This is a genomic window from Pseudoalteromonas sp. S3260 (assembly GCF_005886925.1).
In the GTDB taxonomy this organism is placed as follows: domain Bacteria; phylum Pseudomonadota; class Gammaproteobacteria; order Enterobacterales; family Alteromonadaceae; genus Pseudoalteromonas; species Pseudoalteromonas tetraodonis.
In genome coordinates, this window is sequence record NZ_PNCV01000054.1 from 1 (window position 1) to 14,846 (window position 14,846).

At 40.7% G+C, this 14,846-nt stretch carries 14 protein-coding genes; 5 read left to right on the forward strand and 9 right to left on the reverse strand.

Features of this window, described 5'->3' with window-relative positions; genetic code table 11:
• Nucleotides 1-184 precede the first annotated feature (184 nt).
• The 4 genes from CWC14_RS10140 to CWC14_RS10155 all read left to right on the forward strand — a co-directional run bounded on the left by CWC14_RS10140 (nt 185) and on the right by CWC14_RS10155 (nt 6,405).
• Entirely contained in the window at nt 185-1,360 is a 1,176-nt protein-coding gene (locus CWC14_RS10140; protein ID WP_138562735.1) for an exo-beta-N-acetylmuramidase NamZ family protein, read from the forward strand.
• 4 nt (nt 1,361-1,364) lie between these two features.
• On the forward strand, nt 1,365-3,032 hold the full coding sequence (gene pbp4b / locus CWC14_RS10145) for a penicillin binding protein PBP4B (protein WP_502705420.1): 1,668 nt from the start codon (nt 1,365-1,367) through the stop codon (nt 3,030-3,032).
• A gap of 80 nt (nt 3,033-3,112) precedes the next feature.
• The gene (locus CWC14_RS10150) at nt 3,113-4,489 is read left to right on the forward strand and encodes a Na+/H+ antiporter NhaC family protein (RefSeq protein WP_138562739.1); all 1,377 of its coding nucleotides are present in this window, start codon (nt 3,113-3,115) and stop codon (nt 4,487-4,489) included.
• A 173-nt stretch (nt 4,490-4,662) separates the two neighbouring features.
• Nucleotides 4,663-6,405 (forward strand): potassium/proton antiporter, encoded by a 1,743-nt coding sequence (locus CWC14_RS10155; RefSeq protein WP_138562741.1) that lies wholly within the window; start codon nt 4,663-4,665, stop codon nt 6,403-6,405.
• A gap of 302 nt (nt 6,406-6,707) precedes the next feature.
• Here the strand turns inward: CWC14_RS10155 and CWC14_RS10160 are convergent, their stop codons facing one another.
• From CWC14_RS10160 to CWC14_RS10195, 8 genes are all read right to left on the reverse strand, one after another.
• Entirely contained in the window at nt 6,708-7,331 is a 624-nt protein-coding gene (locus CWC14_RS10160; RefSeq protein WP_076920747.1) for a hypothetical protein, read from the reverse strand.
• Nucleotides 7,318-7,890 (reverse strand): sigma-70 family RNA polymerase sigma factor, encoded by a 573-nt coding sequence (locus CWC14_RS10165; RefSeq protein ID WP_138562743.1) that lies wholly within the window; start codon nt 7,888-7,890, stop codon nt 7,318-7,320. The genes CWC14_RS10160 and CWC14_RS10165 overlap by 14 nt, the downstream gene beginning before the upstream one ends.
• A 14-nt stretch (nt 7,891-7,904) precedes the next feature.
• Complete coding sequence (locus CWC14_RS10170; protein ID WP_138562745.1) at nt 7,905-8,537, reverse strand: energy transducer TonB; 633 nt, start codon at nt 8,535-8,537, stop codon at nt 7,905-7,907.
• A gap of 141 nt (nt 8,538-8,678) precedes the next feature.
• Entirely contained in the window at nt 8,679-9,359 is a 681-nt protein-coding gene (locus CWC14_RS10175; protein ID WP_008111381.1) for a DUF799 domain-containing protein, read from the reverse strand.
• Between the two features lies 1 nt (nt 9,360).
• Complete coding sequence (locus CWC14_RS10180; RefSeq protein WP_008111382.1) at nt 9,361-9,708, reverse strand: DUF4810 domain-containing protein; 348 nt, start codon at nt 9,706-9,708, stop codon at nt 9,361-9,363.
• Entirely contained in the window at nt 9,705-10,388 is a 684-nt protein-coding gene (locus tag CWC14_RS10185) for a CsgG/HfaB family protein (protein WP_090493818.1), read from the reverse strand. The genes CWC14_RS10180 and CWC14_RS10185 overlap by 4 nt, the downstream gene beginning before the upstream one ends.
• Nucleotides 10,389-10,704: 316 nt before the next feature.
• On the reverse strand, nt 10,705-12,036 hold the full coding sequence (locus CWC14_RS10190; RefSeq protein WP_138562747.1) for an MFS transporter: 1,332 nt from the start codon (nt 12,034-12,036) through the stop codon (nt 10,705-10,707).
• A gap of 113 nt (nt 12,037-12,149) precedes the next feature.
• Nucleotides 12,150-12,926 (reverse strand): hypothetical protein, encoded by a 777-nt coding sequence (locus CWC14_RS10195; RefSeq protein WP_013465792.1) that lies wholly within the window; start codon nt 12,924-12,926, stop codon nt 12,150-12,152.
• A gap of 255 nt (nt 12,927-13,181) precedes the next feature.
• Here CWC14_RS10195 and CWC14_RS10200 point away from each other — a divergent pair, with 255 nt between their 5' ends.
• Nucleotides 13,182-13,892: a VC0807 family protein gene (locus tag CWC14_RS10200; protein ID WP_128583323.1), complete on the forward strand. Its 711-nt coding sequence runs from the start codon at nt 13,182-13,184 to the stop codon at nt 13,890-13,892.
• A gap of 72 nt (nt 13,893-13,964) precedes the next feature.
• Here the strand turns inward: CWC14_RS10200 and CWC14_RS10205 are convergent, their stop codons facing one another.
• Nucleotides 13,965-14,408: a c-type cytochrome gene (locus tag CWC14_RS10205; protein WP_138562749.1), complete on the reverse strand. Its 444-nt coding sequence runs from the start codon at nt 14,406-14,408 to the stop codon at nt 13,965-13,967.
• Nucleotides 14,409-14,846: the final 438 nt, after the last annotated feature.

Genomic DNA, 14,846 nt, shown 5'->3' on the forward strand with positions numbered 1-14,846 from the left:
CCCCACCCCCTTTAATATTTCATCCAGCAGACGGCATACGACCTCATAGCCGGTGCCGCGAGCTCCGCAGTGTTCTCATCTGACCGCTGACCGCTGACCGCTGACCGCTAATTCTTAAAACCTAAGCTGCTCTTTAAACTTAGCTGTGTTATTTTAAATGCCTTGTTTAAAAGGATCTTGCTGTATGTTTAAAACCGTGTTTTTTACCTTCTTTTTTATACTAAGTGCACTTTTTACCGTTGCTACACATGCAAATGAGACTAAACATGCAATCGCCGTAGGTGCAGAGCAATTTGCTTTGTATGCACCCCAGTTAAAAAACAAACGTGTAGGGCTGGTGGTTAACCAAACCTCTCTTGTGGGGCAAAGGCATTTAGTTGATAGCTTGCTGGCTAAAAACATCAACATCACTAAAATTTTTGCACCTGAGCATGGCTTTCGAGGCGATCACGATGCCGGTGCTCATGTACAAAACGCCGTTGATAGCAAAACCGGTATTGCGCTTATTTCTATTTACGGTAAAAACAAAAAACCAACCCCCGAGTCATTGCAAAATGTAGATGTAATTATTTTTGATATTCAAGACGTGGGCGTACGTTTTTATACCTACATAAGCTCTATGCATTACATGATGGAGGCCGCGGCAGAGCAAGGTGTTGAATTTATAGTACTCGATAGACCAAACCCAAATATTGCTTATGTTGACGGCCCATTATTAGAACCAGAATTTAAATCGTTTGTGGGTATGCACCCAATCCCTGTATTGCATGGTATGACGGTAGGCGAGCTTGCTAAAATGATCAAAGGTGAGGGGTGGATCAATCAGGCTCGTGATTTAAAGCTAAACGTGATCCCTGTTGCAGGCTACACCCGCACAACGCCATACAGTTTGCCGGTAAAGCCAAGCCCTAATTTACCCAACGATCAATCAATTGCGCTTTATCCATCACTTTGCTTTTTTGAAGCCACTTCTATTAGCATAGGTAGGGGAACTGACTTTGCCTTTCAGGTCATAGGTTACTCGCCGGTGGCGCTTGGAGAATTTAGTTTTACCCCGCGTTCAATAAAAGGCGCAGCGCTTAATCCTAAATTTAAAGACCAGCTAGTGAAAGGGATTGATTTACGCCATAGTGATACCACTGGCTTAAACTTAAATTATTTAATTAATGCTTACCAGCAGCTTACACAGGCTAAACAGCCGTTTTTTGAACGTGCCGACTTTATGGATAAACTCGCAGGAACTGATAAATTAAGACTCGCCATAGAAGCAGGGCACTCAGCTGAGGAAATTAAACAAAGCTGGCAAGCGGGGCTTGAGCAATTTAAACAGCAAAGAGCGCCTTATTTACTCTACCAATAAAGGAATGGGTGTGTATTTAAATTTTTCCGTGTTAGCAAAGCGTACTTTTTTTAACGCGCTGACAATTGCGCTTTGCTTTATTATTACCGGTTGCAGTGGCGCAAGCAGTGCAATTAAATCTCAGCGCCCGTTTATTCCTAATCAAATACAAAGCCTCGCTCATGCGCAGGTGATTGCTACCTTTCCTGAGCCAAATCCCAGCAGCAGAGAATATGTAAATAACCGCGGCACTTTTAAAGCCTACCGGGGCCGTGGACAACTATTGCTACAAAATGTCAGTGCGGTTAGCGCCGATATATACATCAATAATAAAAAGATCTCACTTAATGAGCCTTTACGCGCTAACACCGAGTACGACTTTAATTTAGGGCACTATACGCATAACGGCGTGAACACCTTTAAGGTAGAGAATATTCAACCTGCTGGCGGCAGTTTAACCCTGCGCTTTGCATTTGCTACCTTAGAAAATACCGCCACAAAAGAAATCGACTTTAGCCAAGTTGATACCTTAATTGAAAACGATATAAAAGCAGGCTTTCCAGGAGCGGTATTAGCGGTTGTTAAAGCGGGTAAGGTATTAAAATTAACCGCGTATGGCGATGCAAAACAATATCAGCAAAGTGATTTAATGCTACTGCGCCCAGAGCCTATGCAAACCAATACCTTATTTGACTTAGCCTCAAACACTAAAATATTTGCTACTAACTTTGCATTAATGAAGTTGGTCAGCGAGGGGCAGTTAAACATAAATCATACGGTGCATTCATACCTAAAAGAGTATCAGGGAGGCGGCCGAGAGCACCGCCAAGTAAAAGACTTACTAACTCATAGTGCCGGTTATCCGCCAGTGTTTGATTTTCATCGAAAAGACACGGCTTACGGCGATGCGTTTTTCTCACAAACAAGCGAAACCACTAAACAGCTATTATTAACAAGTGTGCCATTAACCGCTGAACCTACAGCGCCGCATGTTTACTCTGATATTGATTACATGATTTTAGGGGTTTTAATTGAGCGAATTAGCGGCCAACCACTCGATGAATACCTAGAGCAGCATATTTACGCGCCTTTAAAACTCAATAACACCTTATTTAATCCGCTTAAAAAAGGTTTTAATCGTCAGCAGTTTGCTGCCACGGAGCTTAGCGGTAATACTCGAGATGGGCGTATTCATTTTGATAATATTCGCACCAATGTACTGCAAGGGCAGGTGCATGACGAACGTGCTTATTATTCGCTCGATGGTGTTGCAGGCCATGCGGGATTATTTAGTAACGCTCCCGATTTAGCTGTGCTGTGCCAAGTGCTACTTAACAAAGGTGGTTATGGCGATACGCAAATTTTTAACGCCAGTAGCTTAGCGCAATTTTTAACGCCACAAAGCAGTGATGAAACCTACGGGTTAGGCTTTCGTCTTGCTGGAAATAACCAAGCGCGGCGTTGGCACTTTGGCCCTTATGCCAGCGCTCAGGCCTATGGCCACACAGGGTGGACAGGCACAGTCACCGTGATTGATCCGGCTTACGATTTGGCCATTATTTTACTCACTAATGCGCGGCATACTCCTATTAAAGGCACTGAAAAGCGCTATCAATTCGTAGGGAAAAATTTTGAAACAGCGCAATACGGCTCTATTGTGTCGCTTGTTTATGAGGCATTATTAAATCAATAAGCGTTAGTAAGTGACTTAAGTGCTTATATCTATTAAGTTAAGTAAAGCGTCGTCATTATAAAAATAAATAAGGTTTGTTTATGCATTGGTATTCTATTTTACCGCCACTGATTGCCATTGCTATCGTGTTTTGGCGTAAAGAAGTGATTATGGCTCTTTTGGTGGCAGTGGCTTCATCAGAGTTCTTACTGGCCATTCAGGGCGAAGGAAATAGCGTATTTAATACATTTTTAAATACCATAGAGCGCATTATTTCGGTAGCAAGTTCCCCCGGTAATACCCGTATACTCATATTTAGTATTTTAATAGGCGCATTACTGGCCTATATTCGCGAGTCTGGCGGTGTTGCTGCTACCGTTAATTTGCTAATGAACAAAGGTGTTGCTAAAAGTAAGCGCCAAGTAGGCTTTTTAACTATGTTTACCGGCGTAGCGGTATTTATAGAGTCAAACTTAAGTGTGCTTACCTCGGGTATTTTATCTCGCGGTCTGTTCGACAAATTTAAAATGAGCCGCGCGCGTTTAGCCTACATAATCGATAGCACCAGCGCCCCTGTGTGTATTTTAATATTACTAAACGGCTGGGGTGCATTCGTACTGGGCTTGCTAGGTAATTACGAATTAGGCGAGTCGGCGGTATCGGTATTGTGGGGCAGTGTAGGCTATAACTTTTACGCCATAATCACCTTGGTTATTGTTTTTTATACCATTGCCTTTGATAAAGTACATGGCCCAATGAAAGTAGCTGAACAAAAACTAGAGCTACAAACAACCGAGCTAAAAGAAGAAGTAAAAGGCTCTAAAGCACGCTTTATGCTAGTGCCACTGTTAACGTTAATTGTTAGTATGGTTGGCTTTATGTTTTATACCGGTAACGGCGTACTTGCCGAGGGCAGCGGTTCAAAATCAGTATTGTACGCCACGGTTTTAGCTATTGTTGTAGCCTATTGTTTAATGATTAGTTCGCGCCAATTTACCCATCACCAACTTGTTGATACCGGCTTTAAAGGCATGGGCGAATTAATGCCGTTAGTGGCCATAGTGCTGTTGTCGCTTACACTGGGTGCAAGCTTAAAAGAGCTAGGTACAGGCGTGTTTGTCGCATCTTTGGTTGGCGATTACTTACCAATATATCTAATTGTGCCAGTGCTGTTTTTAACAGGTGCGGTTATGTCGTTTACTACAGGCACCTCGTGGGGCACATTTGCCATACTCATCCCCATTGGTGTGCCGCTTATTCAAGCGCTTGGTTTACCGCCATCGCTGGTGGTAGGCGCTATTTTAGGCGGCGGGATATTTGGCGATCATTGTTCCCCTATATCCGACACCAGCGCAGTATCAGCCATCGCCTCGGGTTGTGATTTACTCACCCACGTTAAAACGCAGCTACCGTATGCGTTATTTGGCGGCGCACTGACGTTTATAGCGTACTTAGTAACAAGCATAATAGTGTTATAAAATTTGCTCGTTTAAATACAAAAAGGCCTGCTTAATCGCAGGCTTTTTTGTTTTAAATATGCAGTTAAGTACCCGTATTTATATTTTTTAGGTTATTGTATGGTATGAGCTTTAAGCTTTTTAATAGCTATAATTCTTACTTTTTAACTTATACAAGGCTGTAAACCCACACGATGTTTGTAATAGATAATATCATTCTTGTTAGTGCCATTTTAATTTTACTAGGGGTTATTTCGAGCAAGCTATCTGCGCGCGTTGGCCTACCCGTGCTGGTGCTATTTTTACTGGTGGGCATGCTTGCAGGTGAAGACGGTATTGCCGGTATATCATTCGATAACGCAGAGGCTGCGCATGCTCTAGGCACGTTAGCACTGGCTATTATTCTATTTGATGGTGGGCTACAAACGCCAACCAGCTCTATTAAACAAGTGTGGAAACCCGCGTCGGCTTTAGCAACGGTCGGGGTGCTTTTAACGGCTGTAATTACCGGCCTTGTCGCCACTTATATTTTAGACTTACCCGTATTACAAGGCGTTTTGCTGGGCGCTATTGTGGGCTCTACAGATGCCGCTGCCGTATTTGCACTTTTACGTAGCGCCGGTATTCACTTAAATAAAAAGCTTAAATCAACCCTTGAAATAGAAAGTGCCTCGAACGATCCAATGGCTATTTTTTTAACGGTTGGTTTGCTCGAAATGCTAGTGAACGACATGCCAATAGGGCTGGGTTTACTGCAGTTATTTGCCCAGCAAATGGGCGTAGGCGCCGTTTGTGGGTTTTTAATTGGTAAGGTGTCGGTGTGGTTTATTAATCGAATAAAATTAAATGCATCAGGTTTGTATTTAGTAATGGTAACCGCATTTGGGCTGCTTTCTTTTGGCCTTTCTGCAACGCTTGGCGGCAGTGGCTTTTTAGCTGTATTTATAACCGGCGTTATTTTAGGCAACAGTAAATTTGTATATAAACGCGGTATTTTTCTGTTTCACGATGGTTTAGCGTGGCTTGGGCAAATAACCATGTTTGTTGTGTTAGGGCTTTTAATTAATCCCTCGTCGTTGGTTGATGTATGGCTAGAAGGGTTACTGATTGCACTGGCACTTATTTTTGTTGCTCGCCCACTAGCGGTAGCGCCAATTTTAAAATTATTTGGCTTTAATAATCGTGAAACATTATTTGTATCTTGGGTGGGGCTAAGGGGCTCAGTGCCGATCATTTTAGCTATATTCCCACTGTTGTTTGGCCTTTCAGGGGCGGAGCTTATTTTTAATGTGGTTTTTTTCGTGGTGTTAATCTCGGCCACGTTGCAAGGCTCAACTATGTCTTGGATGGCTAAAAAGTTAAGTTTAATAGAGCCGCCACCCGATTTAGCAGCTGCAACGCTCGAAATTACTGCCCTAAACGATATTGATATAGAAATTGTAGAGTACACGTTAAGTGATGTTTCTCGGGTTTCTGGGCGCAGTTTGTCACATGCTGCACTGCCAGAAAGTGTAGTTGTAGCCATGATCACACGAGGGCCTTCAATCATACCGCCACGCGGCTCTACTAAGTTAAAACCAAACGATCATTTATTTGTTGTTCTAAAACCCGCTAACAGACCTTTTGTTGATTTAGTTTTTACAGCAACCGATAAAACAAACCACCAAGACAGTCACTTAGCGCGCAACGAACTTAAAGTGAAAGGGGTTACGCTAGTAGGCGATATATTTTACTCATATCACATGAAAATAGACGCGCCAGAGGGCATAAGCTTGGAAGAAGTGATCAACCAAAAGCTCTCAGGAGAAATCAGTAAAGGCTCAATTGTGGTTATTGGTAATGTTCAACTACGCGTTATAACAATGGTACATACACGTATAGTGACCATCGGCTTAAAATACTTACACAATCCAGAACAACGACTTTTAAAGCAGTAGTCATTAACGCTGATTTATAAGATATTAGTGACGTAGGTTGGGTTGAGTGACACGAAACCCAACGTATCGCCAATATATTTCACCGCTTTAAAGCCAAGTATATACACTGTTTTGTAGGCGCTTAGCTTACTAGCGCGTCGGGCGTTTACGGTAGTGTTTAAAATTATCCATAGTTTTCCTTTGGCTTATTCATACTTTATTCTGTTTTCCTTTATTTTACACAAATTAAACTTTTTAATCTTCTCGAACCCTTGGTATACCTATGCTAGAAAATAGATTCAGATGAATAAACTCATTGTAATCTAAACCCCACACTGCCTAACTCCAGTTCCCGCATGTTTAAGCGCAATAATCTGCCCTTTACCGTTATGCGCCATAGCGAGCATATCACCGGTATTTATATTACTTTCCACTGCGTGCCTTCCCTTTAAATCACTTAAGAGCGACTGCTTAATTTGTACCAGTACCTCGTCATTACAGCTGGCTATGTACCAGTCGTTATCAACCTTTACGAGCGTACCGTATTCTATGTGGCGTTGTTGGTGTAAGCGCAAGCTATTAGCATGTTGAGTGTCGAGTGCGTGTTTTTGCTCGGTAATGGCGCTTGTGTAACTGCCCGATGGGTTTATTTCGTGGGTTTTAATAATTGAATAGTCGTGAATGTCTATAGTTTTAAATGAGCTGTTAAGCACCGTTTTAGGTGCGTAGTTAATGCCCTCGTTACTATCAAACACAATAAATGCGAATACGCCCAGTGCGCAGGCAAGGCTGGTTAACTGTAGCGTAAAACTAAGCCTTGAGGGCTTTTTATGGCTGGCATTATTAAGTAACGCTTTTTGCTGGGAAGCGCTGAGTGTAGTGCGTGCTTTTCGCTCTTTGTAGTGTTGAGTGAGCTTTTGATCAAACTGCTCATCAGGCTTGTTCATTGTTTGCTCCTAATAAACGTTTAAGGTTTTGCTTGGCATAGCGCAGCCTTGTTTTTACGCTCTCATGGTTGCTTTGCGTTATAAGCTCTATGTCGGCAAGGCTAAAGCCTTCTTGTTGTAAGGTAATGGCTTCGCGTTGCACAAAGCTCAGTTGCTTGAGTGCGCTATCGAACGCTTGGTAATTTATATTGCTAATACTATTGTTATTACCTTGCTCATTTTGCTGCGCGGGTAGGTGGGTGTTTTCGTCAAGCTCTACAAAGCGCTGCTGTTTGCGGTATTCGTCTACTAATGTGTTGCGCGCGAGTTTAAATAACCACGCTTTTGGCGTGGTTTGCGCTTGGTAAAGGTGGCGTTTTTCGATTACTTTTAGCCAGGTTTGTTGGCTTACGTCGTATGCTAAATGCGTATTAGATTGCATAACAAGATAGTGGTATAAGTCGTTACTGTATAGGGAAATAAGCTGCTCTAAGTAGCGGTTGTCGCCACTTTTTGCATACCGCGCCATGCAGTCTTTGCTTGGCACTTCAAATAACCATGACTTAATACTGAGTAGCATAGGCGCTTATTCCTTTACTGCGAACTGTCTAATTTAAAATCAAGCTGTACGGTTTGACCTGTTTGTAATTGTGCCACACCTTCAATTATTTTTGGACGATATTTCCAGCGTTTAATAGCGCGAAGTGCTTCGCGATCAAATATGCGTTTTGGTTCGGCATTTACTACTGTGGCATCAATGACTTCACCTGTGGGCGAAATACTAAAGCTCAGTTGTACCCAGCCTTCTATGCCATCACGTGCTGCGCTAGTTGGGTATTTAGGATTTATACGCACAATGGGTGAAGCATCTCCCGTAGGGCGGGTCAGTGTTTGCTTCATATCGTCACCAAGTCTGTCAATTACTATGGGTGGTGCTGTGCTTATTGCTGTTATTGGCTCATTACTAGGTGTTACACGTGGTGGTGCTTTAGGCGGCATTTTAGGTGTGGGTGGAGGCGGTATTCTTTTAATATGCGTGGTTTGTTTATCTTCTGGTGCTTGAAAAATCTCAACAGTAATATCATCACCCAATTTGATAGGCGCTCTTTGCTCGCCACTAATTAAGTATTGCATAAAGGCAAATGCGATAAAGGTCATCGCAGCACCGCCAATAACAGCTGTTGATGTTTTGAACATGGGGTTTTTAGGGAATTCAAGTGTGTGCATAAGCCGCTCCAAATTAACTTATTATGTTGTTTCAGAGCTATAACGGCTGGCAAATAGAAAAGGGGTTAAATAGTTTTAAAATTTAATTTATTAAAAAGCCGAGTTAGTATTTAACTCGGCTTTTGTATATTTAATTACAAACTACTGTTTCTTTTCACTTAGCGCGGGCTGGCCGTAGTTTGGCGAGCGTGGGCCATACAATAAACCATTGTATGTATCTGATGAAAGCAAACGATTAGAAGTAATTGCAGCAATTTCAAAGCCTTTATCACTCACTGTTTCAGCAATTTGATTAATAGCTGCAACAACTAGCATTCCGACTAAACCACCACCAGTGTTGTTGTTTTGTTGCTCAGCAGACGATGCTCTTGCCTTATCCTGCCATAGGACTTCGCCAGTGCGTAAATCAACAAGTTTTGCTGATACAGTGACCGCTGTTTCACTTGAAATAACGACGTAGCTAGTACCGTATTCTTCAATGTTGATATATAAGGCTGAATCAGCACCAAAAATATCATGTAGCTTTTTAACGGGCACTTGGTGGATATCGTTTGCAACCGTTAAGCCATTACCTTTAAAGGTTTGATCAACAACCGCAACAGGAAATACATAAAAACCAGATTCAGCGATAGGAGTCATCATTTGTGTCATTACGCTATATGGCGCGATTACTTCTGGTGTGTTGTTTAAAGGAGGCAACACAAGAATTGAATGAGGATCTGCTTGTCTAAATGCACTGTAATCATGGCTCGGTGGCGGTGATACACAGCCTGCGAGTGCTGTTAATAATGTTGCGATAGAGATTAGCTTTAAATAACGCATATTAAGCACCCTTTGCCGATTTTAGAAGAAAGTCGATGTACTGAACTGATTCAGGAAATAATTGTTTTTCTGTTTCAAAATGAGCAATACCTTGCACAGCATTGCCTGTATCAAAATACAGCATACCTAAATGAGCATGTAACCCTGGTGCTATTGCTTTACTGTTATTAGCTGCATCAGCAATAACCTGCTCTAGAATGGTTATTTGCTCTTCAACCGAAACTTCATCTGCTTTTAAATAAGCATAAACGGCGCTGTTGTAGTCACCGTAATAATAAAGAGGTTCTTTGGTGTTATTACATCCAGTAAGCGCAACGCATACTATAGCGGTAGCGATTAGCTTTTTCATGCTTTACTACCCCATTGACCCGATTCAAGACCAGTAACGAGCTTGTTTACCACTTCACGAATCGCTAAATCGAGTACTTTTCCGTTTAATGTTGCATCGTATGAAGCTGTGCTACCAAAGCCAACTACTTCACGCTCTGATAAGCTGTACTCACCAGCACCTTGTACTGAGTAAATAACTTCTGATGTTGTTACATCAACAATGTTAAGTGTTACTTTGGCGTATGCAATTTGCGACTTGCCTTTTCCTAATAAACCGAATAATTGGCGATCACCTATGGCTTTACGGCCAAATTCAGTTACATCGCCAGTTACTACAAACTTTGCACCGCTAATTACTTGCTTTGCGCCCGTTAATTTAGCTTCTTCTGCAAGTGCTTGCATATTGTCGCGGTCTAGCACACTAAAACGATTAGTTTGTTGTAAGTGGCTCATTAAGGTTGTTTTTGCTTGGCTACCTAAACGATCTTGGCCTGATGAAAAAATACCATTTTGAAAACTTGAGCGATTTACAAACTGACCCACAACCAATTTACTCTTGGTGCCAGAGTAAGTGGTGTTGTATGTTGCTACTGTTGGTGTGTCTATTGCTTTTGAAGATGTTGTAGCACAACCAGATAAAGTAGCAGCTGCAAGTGCAGCAATAAGAGTTGTTGCAAGATGTTTTTTATTTTTTAACATGAATTTTCCAATGTTCGTAGAGGATATAGTTAAACGAACGCTTGGAGATGTGTTTACACTGATAAGCTTATGACATTGTTCAAGAATCCGTTCCGAGATCATTTATAAACAAAAAGTGGTTAATATGCAATTATTATTGTGCTTAATTGTAAACAACGTTAATTGTTAGGTGTTTGTTATTGCTATTATTAGCTTAAAAATTATTGATATTTTCTCTAATTTTGTTGGCTAACTTTTGAGGCGCTTCATTTAATTGAGGCTGAAAGTGAAGCGCTATTGAGCGTTCATTAGTTGTTGTTAGTGCATAGCGTAAGCGCTATGCACTTTTTTGCTCGTTTCCTAGATCTTTAAACAGCTCCCCTTGGGGATGTTCAAAAAACGCATCATTTATTTCTTCATCATCCACAACCAACATTTGATCTTGTGCGGTGGTTTCTTCAATACGCGGATCCATAGTGGCAGCCAGTGGTGAGTTAGTTACATCGGACGTACCGACCACATAATCACTGGGTTCAGGCTGTTCTACTTTTTGTTTAGAATTAATAAACGTGAGTAATAAATACATGGTTACGGTTAATAGCGAAATAGACGCATACAATGCTTGGTGACCAAAGTAGCTCATGATCTGTGCGTTAACTGTTGAGCCTATTGCCGCACCGGCGCCAAAAGCAACCAATAACGCTGATGACACGCCTACGCGTTCTTCGTCTTCAACTCGCGAATTGGCCAGTGCCGAACAAAGCGGATATAAAGTAAAGGCAAACAAACCAAATATAAAGGTGAGTATGTAAGCAATTAACTGTGAGCTTGGTAATAAAAACAATGCCAAACTCACAATGCCTATAGCTATGGCATTAGTACGAATTAATAAACTGCGGCGAATACGGTCAGAAAGCATGCCCATTGGCCACTGGGCTAGCAGGCCGGCTAAAATAGTTAGCGACATGAAAATAGCAATTTCAGCGGTGTTAAAGCCTGATAACTTGGCAAAAATAGGTGCTAGACCATAAAAGCTACCATTAATAATGCCTGCAAAGTGCACCGCAGTAAGCGATTGTGGCACTTTTTTAGCGTAATCAAATAGGCTCATTTTTATGGGTTTTAAGGGTTTTGGGTGAATTCTACGGGTGATAGAAATAGGAATAATGCCGATTGCTAACGCCATGCACACTAAAAATAGCGGCGCATAACCTAGCTCAGGAAATTGTGCGAGCGCTAATTGCCCTAAAATCATGCCCAAGTATGAAGTGATCATATAAAACGAGAATACCCGACCTCGGGATTCGGGGGCTGACTGTTCATTCAGCCAGCTTTCTAGCACCATGTAATTACACATCATACCTAAGCCAACAAAAAGCCTAAGGCCTAACCATATATAAAGATTATCACTCACCCCGTGAGCAGCCACACAGGCAGTAACCGCCGCAGTACTTGCTGCAAAGGTTCTGATGTGACCCACCGATTTAATAAGATGATAGCCAAGTTTTGAACCCAGTAATAAGCCAAGGTAATAACACGAGGTCATTAAGCCTATCCAAAACGTAGACGTGCCTTGTTTACCTAAATAAAGCGCTAAATAGGTAGTAAGTAAACCGGTACCAATAATTAAAAATAAATTGGCAAAGTACAGTGACGGAAATGATTTCATTAAAATGCAAATTATGAGCTAAGACAACTAGATACTAGAGCAAGCGAGAAGGTTTTCCAAGCTGTAAAAGGGAGTTTTATATGGCGCAACCCTATGCAGGCTTTAAATAGAGGTTAATGAATAAAATAATCATTTAATAATATTTCTATTTCACCGTTTTGCAGATATTCGGTAATTTTTTTGTTTATTTTTTCAAAGTCTTTTTTATAGCTTGGGTGGCAAATAATATTATCGTTAATGCTCACCGGTGAGTAGTTATTACTATAGGGTAGATGGGGGTGTATATTTAACTCTTTATAAGCAAAGTTAATATCGGGGTAAAACGCTAATATTAAGTCTACTCGCCCGAGTAATAAAAGTTGTAAGCTTTCCAGTTCGCTATTTACTTCAATTACTATTTTGGCTTTTTCTTTTATTTTATCTAACTCACGACTACTGGGTACCCCCCGAACAATGCTAATAATATCGCTGTTATTAATTTGGCCTACGTTTGAAATAATCCGTTCTGGGTTATTAGAAACCACTTTGATCAGTGCTTTGTTAAAAGGTGTGCTGTGTAAAATGTTTTTAGGTAAAGCCATTCCTTCTGAGCCATCAAAGGTGTCCTCACCTGGTGCATAGCAAGCAACAGTTTGTTTTAAAAACTCAAGCTTAGCGCGTTTCATTGGCATGACTTCAATTATATATTGATCACTCAGTTTTGTATCTGCGAGTGCTTTGGTTAATAACGCATGATAAACCCCTTGGTGTTGATTATTAGCAGCGTGTTGAAACAGTCCACTTAATTCGGCAACAGCAATAATTTGTTTGGCAGCGGCCTTTTGATGCACACAAACCACCAATAAAAATAACCAAAAGTACGATGTAGATAAATACTTACCACTGAGCATGACTTTAAACTAATTTATTTTTTGTAGTTCTAATATAGTCTTTGAGGGCTGAAAATACGACTAGTGATTTAATTAACGTCTCAATTTATACCTATTTTACTGCAGAGTAAGCGCTACATAATAAAATAATACGACTAAGTGCCATGCTAGAATAGCGAGCGCATTGCGGGTATTATGCAATGAAGCAATCTTTAGCATTATTTACTCCACAAAGGAGAAAATTGATGGCAGCAGTAATATTTTTTGGAATTAAAAATGACCAGTGATAATCAAGCCGTAAATAAGCGTAAAAAAAATAATCCGCTTATCGAAATAGTATTTAATATCATCATACCTTCAGTCATTTTAATGAAGTTTTCTGGCCCTGAATATTTAGGCAGTGTGGCTGGTTTAATTGTCGCGCTTATATTCCCTATTAGTTACGGTATTTATGATTTTATAAAAGCGGGCTCATTAAACTTCATCTCGCTTTTAGGCTTTTTAAGTACTTTGCTTACCGGTGGTATTGCCTTGTTTGAGCTAAACGTTGAGTGGTTAGCCATTAAAGAAGCAGCTATTCCGGCAATCATTGGTTTTACCGTGCTGATGTCGGGCTTTTTTGGTAAACCCCTGCTAGCCAAACTTTTATTAAACTCACTTTTATTTAAGCTAGATACTATTTACGATGCCTTAGATGCACGAGGCAATACACAAAGCTTTAAACAAAAAATCACCAATGCTAATTACCTCTTAGCGCTGACCTTTGTGTTTTCATCTACGATGAATTACATCCTTGCCAAATGGATTGTTACCAGCCCTGCAGGTTCCGTTGAATTTAACGAACAGCTTGGTGAAATGACGCTATTGAGTTATCCGGTAATTGCTATTCCGTCTATGCTCATGCTCATTGGTATTTTTGTTTATGTAATTAAAGTACTAACTAAATTAACCGGTATGAAGTTTGAAGACATGGTTAATGCTGAATAGGGTTATACATAATCTATAATAAAAAGCCGTTGTTTAATAACGGCTTTTTTGTTGATGTTTACTTATAAGTATTTATTTGTAATCTGAGTACTTCGTTCTGTGATAAGGAATAAGTTTATAATTTGGTTGTAAAAAGGTCACTAAATCAGTGAGTTCAGAAACGGTCATGGTATCGTTAAATACCGTCATTTTAGATGCTCCATCGGGGGTTCTAGCATCAGCTCTGTAAGGCCTTGAAAAGCGGTGCGAAGGGTTAATAACCGATGTAACTAACTCAGCATAAGTGACTATTTTGGTTTTATTTCCGCCTAGTCTGATAGAAATATCGTCATGTTTTTTTATACTGTCATCTTCTACACCTGCAAGCGTATGGCATGCCAAACACTCATACTTAATAAAAACGGCTTTACCTTTTTCAGCATCTCCCTCTGGTAAGCTAAACCCCCTTGGAGAATCAACGCCTCTATCGCAGCCTGCAAGTGCAATTAAGCATAAAATTATTAATGTATATTTCATGGTAGCTCCTTTGTCTTTCATTGGTTTAGTGAGCGGCAATTGATAAACCATAGCCATAAACAACTTATGGCTAATTAGCTAAAACTAAAAGCGACCGCATTAGCGACTAAACTATGTATTTACTGCGCTGTATGATATTTGCATCTGGCTATTGTTTGTATTTTTAAGGTTTAGTAAGTAGCAAGAAAAGTTAATAAGGCTACGCTTATTATTAAGTGTTGATTTATTAAAATGCTTGAACACTCTATTGTTTTTATAAAGAGTCATTCACAATAAATGACTCATCTAGGGTCTGTTGACCTTTCAAGGTTAAATTTGCAGCAGTCTGTTTGGTATTTAGGCAAGGCAGAGCCTATGTGGTGTGGTTATTCCCCATAAATAGGCGATAACGCAGCATCAATGCCAAACAGGCGCTGCCCTTTGGGTTCTGCCTAGGGG